At 62.8% G+C, this 19,485-nt stretch carries 23 protein-coding genes and 3 tRNA genes; 13 read left to right on the top strand and 13 right to left on the bottom strand.

All coding sequences use genetic code 11. From position 1 onward, the window contains the following. Positions 1 to 108: 108 nt before the first annotated feature. The 4 genes from OH686_RS07895 to OH686_RS07880 are packed head-to-tail and all read left to right on the top strand — an operon-like array spanning position 109 to position 2,933. A complete protein-coding gene (locus OH686_RS07895; RefSeq protein ID WP_289537558.1) occupies positions 109 to 906 on the top strand; it encodes an energy transducer TonB in 798 nt (265 codons plus the stop codon). Continuing rightward, positions 903 to 1,355 carry a ribosomal protein S18-alanine N-acetyltransferase gene (gene rimI / locus OH686_RS07890; RefSeq protein ID WP_289537556.1) on the top strand — a complete coding sequence of 151 codons (453 nt, stop codon included), beginning with the start codon at positions 903 to 905 and terminating at the stop codon, positions 1,353 to 1,355. Before OH686_RS07895 ends, rimI begins: the two co-directional genes overlap by 4 nt. 32 nt (positions 1,356 to 1,387) lie before the next feature. Beyond that, positions 1,388 to 2,032 (top strand): carbonate dehydratase, encoded by a 645-nt coding sequence (gene can / locus OH686_RS07885; RefSeq protein WP_192396535.1) that lies wholly within the window; start codon positions 1,388 to 1,390, stop codon positions 2,030 to 2,032. Continuing rightward, complete coding sequence (locus OH686_RS07880; protein ID WP_289537553.1) at positions 1,965 to 2,933, top strand: DMT family transporter; 969 nt, start codon at positions 1,965 to 1,967, stop codon at positions 2,931 to 2,933. Before can ends, OH686_RS07880 begins: the two co-directional genes overlap by 68 nt. Before the next feature lie 4 nt (positions 2,934 to 2,937). Here OH686_RS07880 and OH686_RS07875 read toward each other — a convergent pair whose 3' ends face one another. From OH686_RS07875 to OH686_RS07865, 3 genes are all read right to left on the bottom strand, one after another. After that, positions 2,938 to 3,141: a hypothetical protein gene (locus OH686_RS07875; RefSeq protein WP_289537551.1), complete on the bottom strand. Its 204-nt coding sequence runs from the start codon at positions 3,139 to 3,141 to the stop codon at positions 2,938 to 2,940. Between the two features lie 263 nt (positions 3,142 to 3,404). Beyond that, entirely contained in the window at positions 3,405 to 3,971 is a 567-nt protein-coding gene (locus tag OH686_RS07870) for a hypothetical protein (protein WP_289537548.1), read from the bottom strand. Between the two features lie 27 nt (positions 3,972 to 3,998). Then, positions 3,999 to 4,577 (bottom strand): hypothetical protein, encoded by a 579-nt coding sequence (locus OH686_RS07865; protein ID WP_289537546.1) that lies wholly within the window; start codon positions 4,575 to 4,577, stop codon positions 3,999 to 4,001. Here OH686_RS07865 and OH686_RS07860 point away from each other — a divergent pair. The 7 genes from OH686_RS07860 (at position 4,570) to OH686_RS07830 (ending at position 9,676) form a co-directional block, all read left to right on the top strand. Continuing rightward, entirely contained in the window at positions 4,570 to 4,869 is a 300-nt protein-coding gene (locus tag OH686_RS07860) for a hypothetical protein (RefSeq protein ID WP_289537544.1), read from the top strand. The two genes, OH686_RS07865 and OH686_RS07860, sit on opposite strands and share 8 nt — an antisense overlap. Before the next feature lie 380 nt (positions 4,870 to 5,249). Continuing rightward, complete coding sequence (locus tag OH686_RS07855) at positions 5,250 to 5,789, top strand: hypothetical protein (protein ID WP_289537543.1); 540 nt, start codon at positions 5,250 to 5,252, stop codon at positions 5,787 to 5,789. Beyond that, complete coding sequence (locus OH686_RS07850) at positions 5,782 to 6,171, top strand: hypothetical protein (RefSeq protein ID WP_289537541.1); 390 nt, start codon at positions 5,782 to 5,784, stop codon at positions 6,169 to 6,171. The genes OH686_RS07855 and OH686_RS07850 overlap by 8 nt, the downstream gene beginning before the upstream one ends. 387 nt (positions 6,172 to 6,558) lie before the next feature. After that, a complete protein-coding gene (locus OH686_RS07845) occupies positions 6,559 to 7,839 on the top strand; it encodes a phage replication initiation factor (protein WP_289537538.1) in 1,281 nt (426 codons plus the stop codon). Next, positions 7,836 to 8,816: a phage integrase gene (locus OH686_RS07840; protein WP_289537535.1), complete on the top strand. Its 981-nt coding sequence runs from the start codon at positions 7,836 to 7,838 to the stop codon at positions 8,814 to 8,816. The genes OH686_RS07845 and OH686_RS07840 overlap by 4 nt, the downstream gene beginning before the upstream one ends. A 94-nt stretch (positions 8,817 to 8,910) precedes the next feature. Beyond that, positions 8,911 to 9,081, top strand: a complete 171-nt coding sequence (locus OH686_RS23225; protein WP_354005281.1) for a YhfG family protein — start codon at positions 8,911 to 8,913, stop codon at positions 9,079 to 9,081. After that, positions 9,074 to 9,676 (top strand): Fic/DOC family protein, encoded by a 603-nt coding sequence (locus OH686_RS07830; protein WP_289537532.1) that lies wholly within the window; start codon positions 9,074 to 9,076, stop codon positions 9,674 to 9,676. Before OH686_RS23225 ends, OH686_RS07830 begins: the two co-directional genes overlap by 8 nt. A 74-nt stretch (positions 9,677 to 9,750) precedes the next feature. On the opposite strand, the gene OH686_RS07825 is transcribed toward OH686_RS07830, so the two are convergent. From OH686_RS07825 to OH686_RS07780, 10 genes are all read right to left on the bottom strand, one after another. Beyond that, a tRNA-Met gene (locus tag OH686_RS07825) sits at positions 9,751 to 9,827 on the bottom strand. Between the two features lie 146 nt (positions 9,828 to 9,973). Next, positions 9,974 to 11,074 (bottom strand): redox-regulated ATPase YchF, encoded by a 1,101-nt coding sequence (gene ychF / locus OH686_RS07820; RefSeq protein WP_289537529.1) that lies wholly within the window; start codon positions 11,072 to 11,074, stop codon positions 9,974 to 9,976. A gap of 37 nt (positions 11,075 to 11,111) precedes the next feature. Then, entirely contained in the window at positions 11,112 to 11,696 is a 585-nt protein-coding gene (gene pth / locus OH686_RS07815) for an aminoacyl-tRNA hydrolase (protein WP_289537526.1), read from the bottom strand. 37 nt (positions 11,697 to 11,733) lie between these two features. Then, positions 11,734 to 12,330, bottom strand: coding sequence for a 50S ribosomal protein L25/general stress protein Ctc (locus OH686_RS07810; protein ID WP_137974061.1), 597 nt, complete (start codon positions 12,328 to 12,330; stop codon positions 11,734 to 11,736). Between the two features lie 110 nt (positions 12,331 to 12,440). After that, positions 12,441 to 13,382: a ribose-phosphate pyrophosphokinase gene (locus OH686_RS07805; RefSeq protein WP_289537523.1), complete on the bottom strand. Its 942-nt coding sequence runs from the start codon at positions 13,380 to 13,382 to the stop codon at positions 12,441 to 12,443. A 75-nt stretch (positions 13,383 to 13,457) separates the two neighbouring features. Further along, positions 13,458 to 13,532, bottom strand: a tRNA-Gln gene (locus OH686_RS07800). Between the two features lie 28 nt (positions 13,533 to 13,560). Beyond that, a tRNA-Gln gene (locus OH686_RS07795) sits at positions 13,561 to 13,635 on the bottom strand. Positions 13,636 to 13,661: 26 nt separating this feature from the next. Beyond that, the gene (gene ispE, locus OH686_RS07790; protein ID WP_289537521.1) at positions 13,662 to 14,537 is read right to left on the bottom strand and encodes a 4-(cytidine 5'-diphospho)-2-C-methyl-D-erythritol kinase; all 876 of its coding nucleotides are present in this window, start codon (positions 14,535 to 14,537) and stop codon (positions 13,662 to 13,664) included. A gap of 84 nt (positions 14,538 to 14,621) precedes the next feature. Further along, positions 14,622 to 15,236, bottom strand: a complete 615-nt coding sequence (gene lolB, locus OH686_RS07785) for a lipoprotein insertase outer membrane protein LolB (protein ID WP_289537519.1) — start codon at positions 15,234 to 15,236, stop codon at positions 14,622 to 14,624. A gap of 3 nt (positions 15,237 to 15,239) precedes the next feature. Then, a complete protein-coding gene (locus OH686_RS07780; RefSeq protein ID WP_289537516.1) occupies positions 15,240 to 16,967 on the bottom strand; it encodes a tetratricopeptide repeat protein in 1,728 nt (575 codons plus the stop codon). Positions 16,968 to 17,134: 167 nt separating this feature from the next. Between OH686_RS07780 and hemA the strand changes: the two genes are divergently transcribed. Together hemA and prfA are read left to right on the top strand one after the other, a co-directional pair. After that, the gene (gene hemA / locus OH686_RS07775) at positions 17,135 to 18,403 is read left to right on the top strand and encodes a glutamyl-tRNA reductase (protein WP_289537513.1); all 1,269 of its coding nucleotides are present in this window, start codon (positions 17,135 to 17,137) and stop codon (positions 18,401 to 18,403) included. Beyond that, a complete protein-coding gene (gene prfA / locus OH686_RS07770) occupies positions 18,400 to 19,482 on the top strand; it encodes a peptide chain release factor 1 (RefSeq protein ID WP_137974066.1) in 1,083 nt (360 codons plus the stop codon). Before hemA ends, prfA begins: the two co-directional genes overlap by 4 nt. Positions 19,483 to 19,485: the final 3 nt, after the last annotated feature.

The following is a 19,485-nucleotide window of genomic DNA, read 5'->3' as shown; positions in this document are numbered from 1 at the left end:
AATTGTACTGCAAAGGTGCCAAGCTGGCCGTCACGCCCATCGGCCTTTTCCCGGGACCCGATTCAGGCCACAATTCGCGCCTGATTCCGCCTTGTCTGGAAGCCCCTCTTGATCGAAGAAGTCCGCCGCCGTGCCTATCTGACCGCCATGCAGGTGGCCAGCTGGCTGCCGCGCGTGGAGCTGCCGTTCGCCGCGCCGTCGCGCGCCGAGCTGCTGCAGCCGCTGCCCGAGCCGGAAGTCGCGCCCGCCGCGCCCGTGGTGCCCGTGGCGGCGCCGGTGGTCGAGGCCAAGGCGCCGGTCGAGCCGCAGCGCCCGGTCATCGAGGTGCCGCGTCCGTCGGCCGCGTCCAAGGTATTCGCCAAGCCGGAGGCCAAGGCCGAGCCGGAAGAGGCGCCGGTGGCCGAGGCCAAGCCAGTGGTGCCGCCGCCACGCTTCGCCCTGCAGCTGCTGCGCGCCGGCGACTGCGCCTTGCTGGTCGAACTGGCCACGGGCGAGCCCTTCCAGAGCCGCGACCCTTCCTATCTGTTGCTCAAGGACCTGTTGCGCGCCGCTGGGCTGCCGGACGCCCCGCAGCAGGTCGGCGACGGCTCGCCGATCCGCTGGCCGCTGCTGTCGCGCGGCAACCTCGACCAGGGCCCCGAGGCCGCTCGCGATTACGTCCAGGGCGTGCTCGCCGGCCAGCTGGAAAGCCAGCCCTGCAGCTGCCTGTGGCTGATCGGCCTACCGGCCGTGCGCTTCGCCGGCGAGGCGGACGAGCAGGCCTATAACCGCGAGCTGCAGGTCGAGGGCCTGGGCGCGGCCTGGGCGCTGCCGAGCCTGGAGCTGCTGATGGACGAGCCGCAGCGCAAGGCCGAGCTGTGGCGCGCCATGCGCCGGCTGATGCCGCGCTGGAAAGCCTCGGCATGAGCGGCGCCATCAGCTTCCGCCCGATGACCGAGGCGGACCTGGACCGCGTGCTGCAGATCGAGAACGCCGCCTTCAGCCACCCGTGGAACCGCAACCTGTTCGCCGACGGCCTGAAGTCCTACGACTGCTGGGTGATGTTCGACGGCGACGAACAGGTCGGCCACGGCATCATCCAGGTGATCATCGACGAGGCGCATCTGCTCAACATCACCGTGCGCCCGCAGAGCCAGGGCCGCGGCCTCGGCCTGCTGCTGCTGGAGCACCTGATGCGCCGGGCGATGGAGCTCAACGCCGGCGAATGCTTCCTCGAAGTGCGCGCCAGCAACCAGGACGCCTATCGTCTGTACGAGCGCTACGGCTTCAACGAGGTCGGCCGGCGCCGCGACTACTACCCGGCCGCCGGCGGCCGCGAAGACGCGCTGGTAATGGCCTGCACCCTGATCGACTAGTGCTTGCTGCGGCGGGCGACAAGGACCACGACATGAGCGACCTGCAGCACCTGTTTGACAACAACGCGCGCTGGGCCGAAGCGGTCAACGAGAAGGATCCGGAGTTCTTCGCCAAGCTGGCCAAGCAGCAGACCCCCGAATTCCTCTGGATCGGCTGCTCGGACGCGCGGGTGCCGGCCAACGAGATCGTCGGCCTGCTGCCGGGCGATATCTTCGTCCACCGCAACGTCGCCAACGTGGTGCTGCACACCGACCTCAATTGCCTCTCGGTGATCCAGTACGCGGTCGACGTGCTGCGGGTCAAACACATCCTGGTCACCGGCCACTACGGCTGCGGCGGTGTGCGCGCGGCCATGCAGGACCGCCAGTTCGGCCTGATCGACGGCTGGCTGCGCTCGATCCGCGACCTCTACTACGAGCAGCGCGAACACTTCGCCACGATCGAGAACGAGGAAGACAAGGTCGACCGCCTCTGCGAGCTCAACGTCATCCACCAGGTGGCCAACGTCAGCCACACCACCATCGTGCAGAACGCCTGGCATCGCGGCCAGGAGCTGTCCGTGCACGGCTGCATCTACGGCATCAAGGATGGCCGCTGGAAGAACCTCAATGTCACCGTCAGCGGCCTGGAACAACTGCCGCCGCAGTACCGCCTGCGCCCGTTCGGCCAGTCCTGAGGTGCCGCGCGCGCAACTGCTGGCCTGGCTCGGACTGGCCCTGGCCAGCCTGTTCTGGGCTGGCAACTCGCTGGTAGCGAGGGCCTTCACCGGCGCCATCCCGCCGTTCTCCCTGGCGTTCTGGCGCTGGGCCGTGGCCCTGATGATCCTCCTGCCGCTGGTCGGCCCCTCGCTCTGGCAGCATCGCTACACGCTGCGCAGCGCCGGCTGGCGCCTGTGGTTCGCCGCGCTGCTGGCCATCACCCTGTACAACGTCCTGCTCTACACGGCGGCGCTGAGCACCGCGGCGATCAACCTGAGCCTGGTCAGCACCTGCCTGCCGCTGGCCACCTTTATCGGCGCGGGCCTGCTGCTGGGGGAATGGCCGGCGCGGCGCGCCTGGGTCGGCCTGGGATTGGCGCTGGTGGGCCTGTTGTGGCTGATCGCCCAGGGCAACTGGCAGGTGCTGGGCAGCCTGTCCTTCGCCAAGGGCGACCTGCTGATGGTGCTGGCCACCCTCGACTGGGCGCTGTACTCGCTGCTGCTACGGCGCTGGAGCGCGCATTTTCAGCTGCCTCCCTTCACCGTGCTCGGCGCCCTGGTGCTGATCGGCCTGCTGATGCTGGCGCCGCTCTATGCCTGGGAGCTCTGGCAGGGCGCGCGCTTCGAGCCCAGCCTGCCCAACCTCGCCGCGATCGGCTACACCGCGCTGTTCGCCTCGGTGCTGGCCTACCAGCTATGGAACATTGGCCTACGCGAGCTGGGCGCCGCGCGCACGGCCATGAGCAACTACCTGATGCCTGTATTCACCGCCATCCTCGGTTGGGTGTTGCTGGGCGAAAGCCTGCAGACCTATCACTGGGTTGGCGGCGCGCTGATCGTCAGCGGCCTGCTGCTGGCCGGGCGCGGGCAGAAGAGCTAGCCGCTCAAGGCGTGGTGATCTGCAGCCCGCTCAGGGCCAGCTTGACGAACCACCAGCCAGCGGCGCTTAGCACGCCCAGTACCGAATAGCCGACCACGATGCCGAGGGCGATCTGCTTCCACAGCCCGGCGTAGTTCTGGCTGGGCGCACTGGCACGGTGCAGCGGCACGTCGCGCTCGGCGCGGATGTTTTCGAAGTTGTCTCTCATGGTGGTGTCCGGAATGTGTGGGCGAATGCGGGAGTGGTGGCTTAAATCAATAGAGCAGCCATGCGGCGCAGATGCCCAGCCGAAATGCAGGGGGGCTATTGTCGGTGAGGACTCAGGTGCCTGCATTATGAAAAAGCGGCACCTACTCTCGTAAGAGCTGAACACCAGCAAAACCGCCGCTTACAGCATGCCTTTAGCCTCATCTATCCTTGCTCGGGCTAGATTCAGCCCTTCATTGGGACACTGCTTCGTCTCGCGTCCCTCTAGCCCTCATCATCCTGAAGGCTCTTCACCGGAACGATCTCTCCTTCACTATTGAAGGCTGCGACATACTCGCACGGCAGAGTGCGGCTCAGCATGGCTATGTATTCGTCCTTGCTTGTGTAAAAAATGATGTGACCATTCTTCTCAGAACCTTCCCTCTTTAGCAGGGCGAATGCGCCCTGTTGATTCTCTATCCAGCTCAGACTCTCGGCATCCATGCCAAGGTGATAGCAAGCCTTTCTGAAGCCCTCTCCCTGCTCCTTGTTGGCGATGTGGATTACATCCAGGTGAAAAGCGTCGTCGGCTTGCAGGGTGCTGATTTGGGTTGCTGATGATGCTGGGAATCCCGGCAGGTCTGAGTTCCCATAGCAAGGCGTTTCTTGAAGTTGGTAATAGGGGGTGAACGTGCCGGTGAAGTAGGGGGTATCACCATCCATTTCGCCGTCAGGTATCAGCACCTTGTAGATAACGGGAGACGTGACGTTTGTTTTCGGGCAGGTGTATCGAGCTGATTTCTTCTGGCCTCGAAGGTGCTCGAAGCTAGCCATGTCGATGATGTTTCCCAATACACCCTCCTGCCCGTGAAGAGCTGATCAGTAAGTCACAAGCCGCTGAGCCAGGCTTTGCCCGGCCTGCTTGATTTTGAACCATCTTTTAATGTCTTTATGATCAATGCCAATTGAGGCGCGTCGACCAACAGCATCAAAGAACATTTTGCACCCTGTGGTCATACAGATAATTGCAGCAGCCTCATCATTGGGAGTATTCCAAGGACTAACCAGAATGGTCCACTTGCGGTTGATGATGCAGCCAGGGGGAGATGGATCATCGGCACCTTTGAGCGCTACAGCTTTGGCAAGAGCCTCATTCTTGAAGCGGTGATCAATACACACCGTTGTAGAGTAACGATCCAAACCGGCTATAGACCCATCTCTGTAATACCCAGAGCCGGCTCCTGTTTGGCGTCTCCATCCCTCGGTCACTGCCCCATTGTCATTGCCAGTACTTGATTGATGAACGTCCATCGCAAAGCGCCCCTGCCAGCGCTTCATGAACGCCTCATATTGTGGGGTGCCCTTCTTTTCTTTCAGCCAAGACCGGTCTTGGAGTGGCTTGAGACCACGCAGCTCAAAAAGCACCGCGAACGACTCAACGGTGCCGTCTTTGTTCAAGAAAGTGGTGCTTCTGTGGAGATACTCTTCAGGGATTGTGAAGGTCACTGCATCCGCACTCGGTGTAGCGGGCCAAGACACGACCAAGGCGGTTTCATTAGGAGTTGATGCTATGGCAGAGCTGCCGGGAGACAGCCAGGCGGCTGTGGTAAGGAGAAAGGCCGTTAGCCGCTTGGTTTGTATGCGCGCTATCCCTGCCGACCTGCATATCAAGAATCCTTTCTTCTGGCGAACCATCGCCGGGCCACTTCCGCTGTTACCTGCTGCCCGCTTCGTGTCCTTCCAATTTTAGGTCTGCCTCAGCATAGGCTGGACTGATCTGCCCCTTCCCTGGATCAACTTCCCCCTTCCAAAGCCATAGCTCGTACTCGGGGAACGCCTCAATTAATGCGTCGAGGTCTTCGAGGCGTACTTTTACCTTCTGGTTGTGGGCGACAGTCCCCCAGCGAGCCTTTTCGATGCCGGTGTTTTTGGCCACCAGTGAAGGGCTGAGATGGCGGACAAGCGCTCTAACCCTTTCGTCTCTTATTCCCAATTGATCTACACCACAAGCACCTAAACTATTTACGCCTAAATAGTTTATCCATAGACTTGCGTCCACAGCCTAAATTATTTAGGCGTGAAACACCCTTGAACGACAGTTTATGAGCATTTCAGGAGCAGGGATAGGCGATGAGTACGCAGCATCTGAACGAACCACCCTTCGATGTGAGCTTCGATATTGACGGTAAACGAGTGATCTACCTCGACTGCCGTAACGCACTCACCTGCAGCAAGGAAATCTTCGCTGCTATGAACGGCGTTTCCGTGGATACGGTGATCGCCTGGATTCATACCTACACCATCCCGAGCATCAAGATGGGCCGCCCCCGCCTGGTAAACCTCGCCCAAATCCGCACCGATCTACCAACGGAAAGACCATCTTCGCCCAGGGGGACTACGCCGATGAGTGATCACAACGCAGATAAGAGCCGGCCTCAAATCGGTGGCAATGTCGTCCCCCTCGGCACCGGTATCGGCGACCTGTGCAGCATCGTCACCTTCGCTACCTCCAGCGGCCTCCCTGTTAGCGAAGTGGTGGAGCTTGTCGAGAGCGGCACCCTGCCAAGCGTGCGGGTCAGTGACTGCCTCATGGTCAACGTCCGCAAGCTCCGCGAAGACTTGCTGAGCGGCAAGGACGAGTTCAAAGAGGGGGACTACAGCCATGACTAGCACCCCTGTTGCTCTGGATGCCGCCTCCGCTCTGCCATACCTGGGGCAGTTCGTTCTGATAGAGCTGCGATGGGACGATGAGCCTGAATCACACTGGATATGCGCTCACATTGTCGGTCTCGTTCTGCCGGTGACCGGCATCTATGAGCAATCCTACTTTTTGGCATTCAACGCAGCCGAAGACAGCCGTTTCCCTAACGAAGTGTTCTTCTCCGACATTCATACCATTCGGGCGATACGGCACCGCGACCGGCACAGTTCCGGCAACGTACTGGGCCGTATGACCCGAACCTATTCTGAGAGGTCAGGGGCCGCGCTCCCGGCTCGTCGGAACAGCTCCACCGTTCCGAAGAACGGAAGCACGGGCGCAGCGCACCCTTGACCCTGCACGAACATGAACAGCCTCTGCCGGGGAGTGTGGGGTAGCTTCACCACCCCACGCTCCCGAGCCCTCGGCGGCAAGAGCGGGATAACAAGGGCGGCGCCCTTGGTCTTGCTCTCCTACCTGTCGCCCTCACGCCCGCTGTCCCTGGCGGTCGTCCTGCTTCTGCTCTGCCTCGCCTTCCCCACATCCAGGGTGGCCAGTCAGGTGCCGCCCGAACCCTTCTTGATCAGCGCAGCAACAGACGACGCGGCGGCCTGCACTCGCAAAGGCGCGGCTCGGTTCAGAGCGCCCCTGCGTGTGCAGGCCGCCGCGAGACGTCCCTGTAACACGTCAGACAAACCAAATTCGAAAGCCCCATAAAGACTGGAAACAAGGAAATATCCCATGAAACCCAGAGACTTCCTCCGCCTTGATCTCGAAACAGGTGCCGAGAGCAAAACGGGCCGCCTGTTCGTTGAGCTGGGCAAGATTGGCTTCGTCAATCTGAGCCGCGTCCGCCTGCTGCGTTGCGGCGTGGATACTGTCCGCCAGCTGTATCGCGGGCTGATCCAGCCCCAGGTCCTGGCGCTGTTCGACAAGCCGGGCACCATCGTCGACTTCGCTGGGGAACGCTGGCACACCGGCCGCGTCGGCAAGGACTCGGGCTACCAGTACAAGCTCCAGAATGCCGACCTGGGCTTCGTGCTGCTGGTGAAGAACTTCAACTGCAAATCGGACGTGATCGGTCCGCACCTCAAGGTCGAAGTGTCACCCCATGCCATCGACGCGATGAGTCCTGAGCGCCTGCAAGAGCGTATGGATTACTACGCCAGCCATGCCCTGACCCTGGTGGAGCGCAACCAGTGTGCCGTTCACCTGGCCCTAGACCTGCAGGGCTGGCAACCGCCGACCGATCTGGTCGCCCGCATGCACTGCCGAGCGCGCACCCATCGGGATATCTCGGGCATCAATGAGATTTCCTGGGCGACGAAGGCCAGCGTCTACGGCCGCGGCGAAACCTCCATGTTCGGCTCTGCTGGAGGCATGCAGCTGTGCATCTACAACAAGACCGAACAGGCCAGGGCCACCGACAAACTCGACTATTGGGAAGGTGTCTGGAAGCGCCGTGACAGCTTCGACGAGGGCGACCCGGACAACTACGACCCGGCCCAGGATGTGTGGCGTATTGAGCTCCGCTACCACCATTCCATCATTCAGCAGTTCGCCAGTGGCTCGGTCGATCTGGCCAGCGGCAACATTATCGAAACCGACTCCTATGCGACCTTTGCGGGACATCTGGATGGGCTGTGGCGATACGGTCTGAGCCAGTTCAAGCTGCTGGCTCGCCCTGGTTATTTCGATCCTCTCTGGACGCTGATCCGCGACGATGTGCGTGTCGATCTGCCAGTCGATTCCCTGATCGATGCCACCGAATACAAGCGGCAGCACAAGACCGCCCGAGGCTTCTCCGGCAAGAACGTCGAGCTGTTCCTGGGAAACTTCGTCAGCCTGCTGGCTAGGGAGCGAGTGGGCGCAAAAAAGGCGTTTGAACGGCTGCAAACCTGGGAATGCTGGCCGGTTATCCGCGAACACTACGCGGCCAAGGATATGACCACCATCGACCTCTACCGTCACATCCGCGACCTATTGGAGGAACGGCATATCCGGTGGGGTAGGGCGATATGATCTCGAAGGGTGCCAATGGCTGGGATGCCGACTTCTGGCTTGATCGCCAGCTAGGTATTCGCAAGCGCAAGAAGGGGTTCCGCACCAAGAGCGAGGCCGAGCGCTGGATATCCGATATGCGCCGCCAGTACGCGCAGCGCGGTCGTGATCCTGGAGAGCGATTGTCTGATCTGGTCGAGGTCTGGCAAGAGCTGCACGGCTCCACTCTGAAGGATCGATATCGCTACCCCCGGACCATGGCCATAGCCCAGGCACTCGGCAACCCTATTGCCTCTAGCTTCACCGCCCTGGATTTCGGCCGTTACCGGATGCAGCGTTTGAAGGACTGCACCCCGGCCACAGTGAACCATGAGCATCGTTATCTGAAGGCCGTTTTCAATGAGCTGATCCGCCTTGGCGTATGGCATGAGGCCAACCCCTTGGCCAATCTCCGACAGCTCAAGGTCGATGAAACAGAGCGGGCGTTTCTCACCTTGGATGAGTGTCGATTGGTGCTTCGTGAGTGTGAGGCTTCAACCAACAGCCACACGTTGCCGGTCGCGAAACTCTGCCTTGCTACAGGGGCTCGATGGGATGAAGCGGAGAGCATCACCCGGCAGCAGGTGCTTAACGGACAGGTGCGATTCGCTCGGACCAAGAACGGCAAGAGTCGGTCGGTACCGATTCCGCCTGATCTGGAGAATTTGCTATTGGCGCGGGGCTATCCAGGGAGTGGCAAGCTGTTCAGCTCTTGCCGATCGGCGTTCCGTAAAGCCTATGAGCGCACCGGCCTGCATACTCCAGGGCAGATGACCCACATCCTGCGGCATACGTTCGCCAGCCACTACATGATGCAGGGTGGGAACATCCTGACGCTGCAGCGCATTTTGGGGCATGGGGATATCAAAATGACAATGCGCTATGCACATCTGGCTCCTGACCATTTCGCTTCCGCTTTGACACTTTCTCCCCTTGCATTGCTCCACCAAAGTGTCTAATACGTTGAGATAGTACGGATGTGACATAGCAACGATCTGTCATAGCAATGATCGGAGATAGTGAGATAATGAAATCTCTCAAAAGGTGACCAGCATGTCGAAACCGTCATTGGAGGCCAAAAAGGCCTATTTTGCTGCTACCCGCAAAGCGAACTATGCGGCCAGTCTGCGTCTAGAGGGCTTTGAGGTGTGCAAGTCTGAGCGTGGTAATCGCTCCTCGTCTTCTGACTCGCCTGCTCCTCGCGCGCGCAAGCTGAATGCGTGACAAATACGGTACAGGTCCAGACCCGTACTGCTATCCAGGGACTACAGTCCTCCGGAATCTCCTGAATCTGACTGACGAGGATGCTCTCAGCAACGCTGAGCGTGACCTTTCTGCGGCTGCTCTAGATGAAATTGAGTTTGAGCTGCCGCCCTACGATCTTTCCTATATGTCTCGTATCCATCTCAAGCTTTTTGGTGAGGTTTACCAATGGGCTGGTGAGCTACGAACCGTCGACATTTCCAAGCAAGATACTCGCTTCTGCACTGTTGGTCGTATTGAGCCGGAGGCCGCGCGGTTGTTTCGTGGGCTGGCTGCTAGGAATTGGTTTGAGGGTATGGCTAGGGCTCAGTTGGTACCTGCTGTCGCTGATTTCTATGGTGAGGTGAACATGATTCACCCCTTCCGCGAAGGGAATGGACGAGCGCAGCGTGTTCTGTTTGAGCACATCATCATTAACGCCGGCTTCCAGATCGACTGGTGGGAGGTCGATACCCCTGATTGGATTCCGGCTAACATTGCCGCTGCTTTTGGTGACCCGTTGCCGCTCACTGAGATATTTGAGCATTGCATCGGCGGGCAGCTGCTTGGGATGTGAGACAAGAAAGGGACAGCTGTGGGACAGCTTCAGAAATGACAAAGGGCTAGCTTTCGCTAACCCTTTGTTTTGTATGGTGGCTACACCGGGACTTGAACCTGGGACATCAGCATTATGAATGCTGCGCTCTAACCGACTGAGCTATGTAGCCGAGTGGCGCGCATTATTCTCTTGTCGGCTTGGGCTGTCAACCCCGTTTGGCGGACAAATTGATTCGTTATCAAGCGCTTAGGCTCGACGGGGGAGAGCGCTGGGTGGATATGAAAAGCCCCGCGATTGCGGGGCTTTTGCAGGGGCTTAGACGTTGAAGCGGAAGTGCATCACGTCGCCGTCCTTGACGATGTATTCCTTGCCTTCCAGGCGCCATTTGCCGGCTTCCTTGGCGCCGCCCTCACCCTTGAACTGGATGAAGTCGTCGTACGCCACTACTTCGGCGCGGATGAAGCCTTTCTCGAAGTCGGTGTGGATCACGGCGGCGGCCTGAGGGGCGGTGGCGCCGATGCGTACGGTCCAGGCGCGGACTTCCTTCACGCCTGCGGTGAAGTAGGTCTGCAGGTTGAGCAGGTCGTAGCCGGCTCGGATCACGCGGTTCAGGCCCGGCTCTTCCATGCCCATGGACTCGAGGAACATCTGCTTCTCCTCGTCTTCGTCCAGCTCGGCGATCTCGGCCTCAATCTTGTTGCACACCGGTACCACGACGGCGCCTTCTTCCTCGGCGATGGCGCGGACCACGTCGAGGTGCGGGTTGTTGTCGAAGCCGTCTTCGGCGACGTTGGCGATGTACATCACCGGCTTGCTGGTGAGCAGGTGGAAGCCGCGGATGACCAGCTTCTCGTCGGCGCTCATGTTCTTCATCAGGCTGCGCGCGGGCTTGCCTTCGGTGAAGTGGGGGATGAGCTTCTCGAGGATGGCCTTCTGCGCCAGGGCTTCCTTGTCGCCGCCCTTGGCGTTGCGAGTGACCTTCTGCAGTTGTTTCTCGCAGCTGTCGAGGTCGGCGAAGATCAGTTCGAGGTCGATGATCTCGATGTCGCGCTTGGGATCGACGCTGTTGGCGACGTGGATGACGTTTTCATCCTCGAAGCAGCGCACCACATGCGCAATCGCATCAGTCTCGCGGATATTGGCGAGGAACTTGTTGCCCAGGCCTTCGCCCTTGGAGGCGCCCGCCACCAGGCCGGCGATGTCGACGAACTCCATGGTGGTGGGGATCACGCGTTCGGGCTTGACGATGGCGGCCAGGGCGTCCAGGCGGCTGTCAGGCATGGGCACGATGCCGCTGTTCGGCTCGATGGTGCAGAAGGGGAAGTTCTCCGCGGCAATACCGGATTTGGTGAGGGCGTTGAACAGGGTGGACTTGCCGACGTTGGGCAGGCCGACGATGCCGCAGTTGAATCCCATGGTGTATCCCTCGCGGAGATGAAGTCGTGAAAAAGGGTCAGGCTTTCTGGCTGTGCAGCTTTTGCATGGCGCGGGTCCAGTCGCCGGCGAGCATCTCGGGCAGCACGTCGAGGGCGAATTCGACGCTCTTGTCCAGCAGCTCCTGCTCGCTACGCGGCGCGCGGCCGAGGACGAAGCCGGAGACCAGGCTGGCGTGGCCGGGATGGCCGATGCCGAGGCGCAGGCGGTAGAAGCCGTTCTGATTGCCGAGCTGGGCGATGATGTCGCGCAGGCCGTTGTGCCCGCCGTGGCCGCCACCGAGTTTGAGTTTGGCGACGCCGGGAGGCATGTCGAGTTCGTCGTGGGCCACCAGGATGGCGTCCGGGCTGATCCGGAAGAAATTCGCCAGCGCCGCCACGGACTGGCCGCTGCGGTTCATGAAGGTGGTGGGGATGAGCAGACGAACGTCGCGACCCTGATGGCTGAATTTGCCCACCAGGCCGAAATACTTCTTGTCGAGGCTGAGGCTGACGCGTTGCTTGTCGGCCAGGCGCTCAACGAAAAGGGCCCCTGCGTTATGCCGGGTCTGGTCGTATTCGGGGCCTGGATTACCCAGGCCGACGATCAGTTGAATGGCAGTCACGTCAGGGGCCCTTTTACAGGAGGAGCAGCGTGAGTGATTACTCGGCGCTGTCGTCCTTCACGCGGGAAGCGTGGATGTTGGCAACTGCCAGGTCGTTGCCGTGGGCCAGGGCCACCAGCTCGACGCCCTTCGGCAGTTTGATGTCGGACAGGTGAACGATCTGACCGACTTCCACTTTAGCCAGGTCGACTTCGATGAATTCCGGCAGGTCTTGCGGCTGGCAGGAAACTTCGACTTCGGAGATGGTGTGGGACACTTCGCCGCCTTGCTGCTTCACGCCAACCGAGCTGGCTTCGTTGATGAAGTGCAGGGGAACGTGGGCGCTCAGCTTCTGGCCGGCAACGACGCGAACGAAGTCGGCGTGCATTACGTAGCCTTTGGCCGGGTGACGCTGCAGGGCCTTGATCACGACGTTTTCGGCGGTGCCGTCAACGGACAGGGCCAGCACGTGGCTGAAGGCAGCTTCGTTTTCCAGCAGCTTGGCCAGTTCTTTGGCGAGGATGCTGATGGATTGGGCCGGCTTCTCGCCACCGTAGATTACGGCAGGAACCAGGCTTTCGTTACGACGCAGGCGGCGGCTCGCACCTTTCCCCAGGTCGGAACGCACGTTGGCATTCAGGGCAAATTCAGTCATTACAGTTCTCCAAATAAACCAAACCGTCCGAAGCGCTTGCGACCAGCGTGCGGACGGTTGGGCAAAAAGCCCCGCACGCGGCGGGGCACTTGTCGCCAGGGAGGTTCCGCTTAGCGGAACATCGCGCTGATCGATTCTTCGTTGCTGATGCGGCGAACCGCTTCGGCGATAACCGGGGCCATGTCCAGCTGACGGATGCGCGGGCAGGCCTGAGCCGCGGCGGACAGCGGGATGGTGTTGGTCACCACCAGTGCGTCCAGCACGGAATTTTCCAGGTTCTCGATGGCGCGGCCCGACAGCACTGGGTGGGTGGCGTAGGCGTAGACCTTCGAGGCGCCGTGCTCTTTCAGCGCCTTGGCGGCGTGGCAGAGGGTGCCGGCGGTGTCGACCATGTCGTCGACCAGCACGCAGGTGCGGCCGTCGACATCGCCGATGATGTGCATGACTTCGGACTGGTTGGCCTTTTCACGACGCTTGTCGATGATGGCCAGGTCGACGCCCAGGCTCTTGGCCACGGCGCGAGCGCGGACGACGCCGCCGATGTCCGGGGAGACGATCATCAGGTTCTCGAAGCGCTGATCCTGGATGTCGTCGGTCAGCACTGGCGAGCCGTAGATGTTGTCCACGGGGATGTCGAAGAAGCCCTGGATCTGGTCGGCGTGCAGGTCGACGGTGAGAACGCGGTCGATGCCGACCACGGTCAGCATGTCGGCCACGACCTTGGCGCTGATGGCCACGCGGGCGGAGCGCGGACGGCGGTCCTGGCGGGCATAGCCGAAGTAGGGGATCACGGCAGTGATACGAGTCGCCGAGGAACGGCGGAAGGCGTCAGCCATCACTACCAGTTCCATCAGGTTGTCGTTGGTCGGCGCGCAAGTCGGCTGGATGATGAAGACATCCTTGCCGCGCACGTTCTCGTTGATCTCGGCGCTGATTTCGCCGTCGGAGAACTTGCCTACGGATGCATCGCCCAGGGGGATATGCAGCTGACGCACGATGCGACGAGCCAGATCGGGGTTGGAGTTCCCCGTGAAGACCATCATCTTGGACACGCGCAGTACCTGCCTGTGGTTCCGATGAAAAAAGCTGCTCAAAAAGACCGGCTTTCTGAACAGCTTTCGAGAGTATGGCAGGGGCGGCTGGATTCGAACCAACGCATGGCAGGATCAAAACCTGCTGCCTTACCGCTTGGCGACGCCCCTAAAGTGTTTATCGAATGCTGGGTGGTTATGGCAGGGGCGGCTGGATTCGAACCAACGCATGGCAGGATCAAAACCTGCTGCCTTACCGCTTGGCGACGCCCCTGTATCGGATAACCGACTGTCCCGCATTCACTTCCGAGTTGCCGTTTCGAGCTTGCGATGCAACGGAGACCGATTGCAGCCGCGAGCAACAAAGCTCGGCAGGGTGGCCGGAAGTTGGCGCGAGACTTTATCAGCATCGGCCTGGTTTGGGAAGCTCCCAAACACGCAAGCTCCGGTTCCGGTCATCTTCGCAGCAACAAATTTGTTGAGCGTTTTCAGGGCGTTACGCACTTCGGGGTAACGCTTCTCGACAACCGGTTGGCAGTCGTTACGACCGCCCCCCTCGGGAAGGCTGCGAACTGTAATGGCGGGGGTATCACGTGTCAACTCGGAGTCGGCAAAAACCTCGGCCGTGCTGATGCTCACCTGGGGGATGGCGACCAGGAACCACGGCTCTTCCAGTTCCACCGGTTGCAGCTGCTCGCCAACCCCTTCGGCGAAGGCCGCGCGACCGCGCACGAACACCGGTACGTCGGCGCCCAGGCTCAGGCCCAGGGCGGCCAGGCGATCCTCGTCCCAGCCCAGCTGCCACAGGTGATCGAGGCCGAGCAGGGTGGTGGCGGCATCCGAGCTGCCGCCACCGATGCCGCCGCCCATGGGCAGGCGCTTGTCCAGCCAGATATCGGCGCCGAGGGTGGTGCCGGATTCCTGTTGCAGGCGGCGCGCGGCGCGCACGATCAGGTTGGCGTTATGCGGTACGCCAGCCACCTCGGTATGCAGGCGGATCTCGCCGTCCTGGCGCAGGGCGAAGCCCAGCTCGTCACCGTGGTCGAGAAACTGGAACAGGGTCTGCAGCAGGTGATAGCCATCGGCGCGGCGGCCGAGGATGTGCAGCATCAGGTTGAGCTTGGCCGGGGCGGGCAGGATCAGTTCGGCGTGGTCGGGGATGGCTGGATTCGTCATGGCGGTCGTAGCCCGGATGCAATCCGGGGCTTTTCGGTGGGGCCGTCCCCGGATTGCATCCGGGCTACGGCGTCGGGCAGAGGATTACTGGCCGAGCTGGCGCGGCTGCCAGTCCTTGATCACCAGGGTGATGTCGAGGTCGGTGCCGTGCAGCTTGATGCGCTCGGGCAGGCGGTAGCCGTTCTGCTCGACATAGCTCAGGTACTGCAGCTGCCAGCCGTCCTGCTCCAGGCGTGCCAGGTGGCTGTCGCTATCCAGGGTGACACGGCTCTTGCTGTCGGGAGCGGGCAGGCCGCGCACCCACCAGAACAGGTGTGAGACCGGCAGGCGCCAGCCCAGTTGCTCTTCGAGCAGGGCCTCGGGCGACTCGGCCTGGTAGCGGCCCTGGTTGGCCACTTCCAGCAGCACGTCGCCCTCGCGCCCGGTCAGGCGCGCAGCGCCGCGGCCGAGCGGGCCGGACAGGCGAATGTCGTAGTAGCCCTGGCGCTGCAGCCAGAACAGCGTGCCGCTGCCGGAGTCCTTGGGCGCGCGGATGCCGACCTTGCCGCTGATCTGCCAGCCATCCAGGGCGGCGACCTTGGCCTTGTGCGCCTGCCACTGCTGCGGGTCGCCCTGGCCTTCGACGGACTCGCGGTTGGTGAGACCGGCGCAGCCGGCGAGCAGGGTGATCAGGCTGAAAACGAGGGCGTGGCGAAACATGGGTCAGAGCTTCTCGGAACCGGTCAGGCGCTGGATGGTGGAGCGCAGGATGGGGCTGTCGGGCTGGGCTTCGAGGGCGCCGGCCCAGACCTTGCGGGCCTCGCGCTGCTTGCCCTGGGCCCACAGCACTTCGCCCAGGTGGGCGGCGACTTCGTGGTCGGGGAACTTGGCTAGGGCTGCGCGCAGGTGGCGCTCGGCTTCTTCCAGGTTGCCCATGCGGTAGTTGACCCAGCCCAGGCTATCCAGGGTGGCGGGGTCTTCCGGGTTGAGCTTGTGCGCCTGCTCGATCAGGGCGCGGGCCTCGTCGTAACGGGTGGTGCGGTCGGCCAGGGTGTAGCCGAGGGCGTTGAGCGCAGTGGCGTTATCCGGCTCGCGCTCGATGATGTTGCGCAGGTCGCGCTCCAGGCCGGGCAGGTCGCCGCGTTTCTCGGCGAGCATGGCGCGGGTGTAGAGCAGGTTGGTGTCGCCGGGGAACTGCTCCAGGGCCTGGCCGATCACCTTCCACGACTCTTCCAGGCGCTGGCGGTTTGCCAGGGCTTCGGATTCGATCAGGTACAGCTGGATCGCGTAGTCCGGCTGGGATTCGCGGCTGCGCGCCAGGCGGCTGCTGGCTTCGGCGGCGCGCTGGCTATCGAAGAGGATCTCAGTCTGGCGCACCTGGGCCGGCAGGAAGTCGTCGCCGGGGCCTACCAGGGCGTATTCGATCAGTGCGCTCTCGGCGTCGCCGCGCTGCTCGTAGATGCGGCCCAGGTTGAAGTGGGCGGCATCGACATGGGCGTTGCGCGCCACCAGTTCTTCCAGGTAGACCGCAGCCTCGTCCCAGGCTTCCGCTTCCAGGCAGACCAAGGCCAGCGAGTAGCGCAGGTCATCGTCATCGGGGAAGCGCTGGACCAGGCCGGAGAATTCGCTCTTGGCCTCGTCCAGGCGCTGCAGTTCGACCAGCTGGCGGGCATAGGCCAGGCGCAGGCGCTTGTCTTCCGGGTGGCGCTCGATGCCGTTCTCCAGCAGCGGCAGCGCTTCCTCGCCACGGTCCAGGCCCTGCAGCAGGCGGGCGCGCAGCAGCAGTGGGGGAATCTCTTCCTCGCTGGCGGCATGGCCTTCGAGCAGCTCCAGGGCTTCCTCGGCGCGGCCGTCCTGGTGCAGCAGCAGGGCCTTGCCGAACAGCAGTTGGCCGTTCTCCGGGTATTTCTGCAGCAGGCGGTCGAAGCTTTGCAGCAGGCCGGCGCGGGTGTCCGGGTCGGTCTCGGCGGCGGACAGGGCGAGGAAGTCGAAGTGGGTGTCGCCCTGGCCCTGCAGGACCTTCTCCATATATTGCATGGCGTCGTCGTAGCGACCGGCGCGGGCCAGCTGCACGGCGGCGGCGCGCTGGGCATCGAGGCTGTCCGGCGCGGACTTCGACCAGATCAGCGCGCTGTCCAGCGCGGCCTGCTCGGCGCCCAGGTATTCGGCGATGCGGAACGAGCGTTCGGCCACACCCGGGTCCTGGGTGGCATTGGCCTGCTGCACGTAGTTGCCGAGGGCGATGTCGAAGCGATTGCGCTGGCCGGCCAGTTCGGCGGAGAGCAGCGCGTACAGCGTCTCCTCGCTGAACGAGGCGTACTGCTTGGGTTCGGCTGGGGCCTTGCTGGCCGCTGCGTCCTCGACCGGCGGGGTGCCGTCCGGCGTGGGTGCCAGGGTCTGGCAGCCAGCGAGCAGGAGGGAGGCGGTGAGCAACGCGAGGGATTTGTTCATAGATAAAGCTGCGGTCCGTGGCGTGGCTGCATCATGACACAAGCAGCGGTGGCAAGCCCACCGCGCCGCGCGGGTTTGCCGAGAGGGTCAATTTGTCGCGCCAGTTGTTCTCCCATGGGCGACGTAGGACAATCGCCCGCTATCCAGAATTCCCTTAGCGACCCTGCATGGCCTTCCTCGCCCTCGGCATCAACCACAAGACCGCCTCGGTGGACGTCCGCGAACGCGTGGCCTTTACCCCCGAGCAGCTGGTCGAGGCGTTGCAGCAGCTGTGTCGCGTCACGCCCAGTCGCGAGGCGGCGATTCTCTCCACCTGCAACCGCAGCGAGCTGTACCTGGAGCAGGACCAGCTGTCCGCCGACGAGGTGCTGCGCTGGCTGGCCGACTACCACCGCCTGAGCCTCGACGAGCTGCGTGCCTGCGCCTACGTGCACCAGGACAACGACGCCGTGCGCCACATGATGCGCGTGGCCTCGGGGCTGGACTCCATGGTCCTCGGCGAGCCGCAGATCCTCGGTCAGATGAAATCCGCCTACGCCGTGGCGCGCGAGGCCGGCACTGTCGGCCCGCTGCTCGGCCGCCTGTTCCAGGCCACCTTCAGCACCGCCAAGACCGTCCGCACCGACACCGCCATCGGCGAGAACCCGGTTTCCGTGGCCTTCGCCGCGGTCAGCCTGGCCAGGCAGATCTTCGCCGACCTGCATCGCAGCCAGGCCCTGCTGATCGGCGCTGGCGAGACCATCAGCCTGGTCGCCCGCCACCTGCATGACCAGGGCGTGAAGCGCATCGTGGTCGCCAACCGTACCCTGGAGCGCGCCAGCCAGCTGGCCGAGCAGTTCGGCGCGCATGCCGTGCTGCTGGCCGACATTCCCCAGGAGCTGGCCAATAGCGACATCGTTATCAGCTCCACCGCCAGTCAGCTGCCGATCCTCGGCAAGGGCGCGGTGGAGCGCGCGCTCAAGCAGCGCAAGCACAAGCCCATGTTCATGGTCGACATCGCCGTGCCGCGCGATATCGAACCGGAAGTCGGCGAGCTGGACGACGTCTACCTCTATACGGTGGACGACCTGCACGAGGTCATCGAGGAGAACCTCAAGAGTCGCCAGGATGCTGCCCAGGCCGCCGAGCATCTGGTGACCGCCGGGGCCGACGACTTCATGCAGCGCCTGCGTGAGCTGGCCGCCGTGGACGTGCTCAAGGCCTACCGCCAGCAGGCCGAGCGCCTGCGCGACGAGGAGCTGGCCAAGGCCCAGCGCCTGCTGGCCAACGGCGGCAGCGTCGACGAGGCCCTGGCCCAGCTGGCCCGCGGCCTGACCAACAAGCTGCTGCACGCGCCCAGCGTGCAGCTGAAGAAAATCTCCGCCGACGGCCGCTTCGAAGCGCTGGCCGTGGCCCAGGAACTGTTTGCCCTCGACGAGGGCCCGAGCAAGACATGAAAGCCTCCCTGCTGAAGAAACTCGACATCCTCCACGACCGCTTCGAGGAGCTCACCGCGCTGCTCGGTGACGCCGAGGTGATCAGCGACCAGACCCGCTTCCGCGCCTACTCCAAGGAGTACGCCGAAGTAGAGCCGGTGACCGCCGCCTACCGCGAGCTGCGCAAGACCCAGGACGACCTTGAGGGCGCCCAGGCGCTGCTCAAGGACGGCGATGCGGAAATGCGCGAGATGGCCGAGGAGGAAGTGGCCCAGGCCAAGGAGGCACTGGTCGAGCTGGAAGACCGCCTGCAGCGCATGCTGTTGCCCAAGGACCCCAACGACGGGCGCAACGTATTCCTCGAGATCCGCGCCGGCACCGGTGGCGACGAGGCGGCGATCTTCTCCGGCGACCTGTTCCGCATGTACTCGCGCTATGCCGAGCGCCAGGGCTGGCGGGTCGAGATCCTCTCCGAGAGCATCGGCGAGCACGGTGGCTATAAAGAGGTCATCAGCCGCGTCGAGGGCGACAACGTCTACGCCAAGCTCAAGTTCGAATCCGGCGCCCACCGCGTGCAGCGCGTGCCGGAGACCGAGTCCCAGGGCCGCATCCACACCTCGGCCTGCACCGTCGCCGTGTTGCCGGAGCCGGACGAGCAGATGGCCATCGAGATCAACCCGGCCGACCTGCGCGTGGACACCTACCGTGCCTCCGGTGCCGGCGGCCAGCACGTGAACAAGACCGACTCGGCGATCCGCATCACCCACCTGCCCACCGGCATGGTGGTCGAGTGCCAGGAAGAGCGCTCGCAGCACAAGAACCGCGCCAAGGCCATGGCTTGGCTGGCGGCCAAGCTGCAGGACCAGCAGGACGCCGCCGCGCACAAGGAAATCTCCGACACGCGCAAGCTGCTGGTCGGCTCCGGCGACCGTTCCGAGCGCATCCGTACCTACAACTTCCCGCAGGGCCGGGTCACCGACCACCGCATCAACCTGACCCTGTACTCGCTGAACGAAGTGATGGGTGGCGCGGTGGAACAGGTGATCGAGCCGTTGCTGCAGGAATACCAGGCCGACCAGCTGGCCGCCCTGGGCGATTGATCG

It is taken from the genome of Pseudomonas sp. SO81 (genome assembly GCF_030374125.1).
Lineage (GTDB): Bacteria > Pseudomonadota > Gammaproteobacteria > Pseudomonadales > Pseudomonadaceae > Aquipseudomonas.
This window is presented reverse-complemented; position numbering and strand designations above follow the sequence as displayed.

Bases quoted from the DNA above. Each gene is read 5' to 3' on its own strand.
- OH686_RS07875 (WP_289537551.1), bottom strand. From the start codon at position 3,141: ATGAGAGACAACTTCGAAAACATCCGCGCCGAGCGCGACGTGCCGCTG.
- rimI (WP_289537556.1), top strand. From the start codon at position 903: ATGAGCGGCGCCATCAGCTTCCGCCCGATGACCGAGGCGGACCTGGAC.
- lolB (WP_289537519.1), bottom strand. From the start codon at position 15,236: ATGTTTCGCCACGCCCTCGTTTTCAGCCTGATCACCCTGCTCGCCGGC.
- OH686_RS07810 (WP_137974061.1), bottom strand. From the start codon at position 12,330: ATGACTGAATTTGCCCTGAATGCCAACGTGCGTTCCGACCTGGGGAAA.
- OH686_RS07830 (WP_289537532.1), top strand. From the start codon at position 9,074: ATGCGTGACAAATACGGTACAGGTCCAGACCCGTACTGCTATCCAGGG.
- ychF (WP_289537529.1), bottom strand. From the start codon at position 11,074: ATGGGATTCAACTGCGGCATCGTCGGCCTGCCCAACGTCGGCAAGTCC.
- can (WP_192396535.1), top strand. From the start codon at position 1,388: ATGAGCGACCTGCAGCACCTGTTTGACAACAACGCGCGCTGGGCCGAA.
- OH686_RS07780 (WP_289537516.1), bottom strand. From the start codon at position 16,967: ATGAACAAATCCCTCGCGTTGCTCACCGCCTCCCTCCTGCTCGCTGGC.
- OH686_RS07855 (WP_289537543.1), top strand. From the start codon at position 5,250: ATGAGTACGCAGCATCTGAACGAACCACCCTTCGATGTGAGCTTCGAT.
- ispE (WP_289537521.1), bottom strand. From the start codon at position 14,537: ATGACGAATCCAGCCATCCCCGACCACGCCGAACTGATCCTGCCCGCC.
- prfA (WP_137974066.1), top strand. From the start codon at position 18,400: ATGAAAGCCTCCCTGCTGAAGAAACTCGACATCCTCCACGACCGCTTC.
- OH686_RS07850 (WP_289537541.1), top strand. From the start codon at position 5,782: ATGACTAGCACCCCTGTTGCTCTGGATGCCGCCTCCGCTCTGCCATAC.
- OH686_RS07840 (WP_289537535.1), top strand. From the start codon at position 7,836: ATGATCTCGAAGGGTGCCAATGGCTGGGATGCCGACTTCTGGCTTGAT.
- hemA (WP_289537513.1), top strand. From the start codon at position 17,135: ATGGCCTTCCTCGCCCTCGGCATCAACCACAAGACCGCCTCGGTGGAC.
- OH686_RS07880 (WP_289537553.1), top strand. From the start codon at position 1,965: ATGTCACCGTCAGCGGCCTGGAACAACTGCCGCCGCAGTACCGCCTGC.
- OH686_RS07845 (WP_289537538.1), top strand. From the start codon at position 6,559: ATGAAACCCAGAGACTTCCTCCGCCTTGATCTCGAAACAGGTGCCGAG.
- OH686_RS23225 (WP_354005281.1), top strand. From the start codon at position 8,911: ATGTCGAAACCGTCATTGGAGGCCAAAAAGGCCTATTTTGCTGCTACC.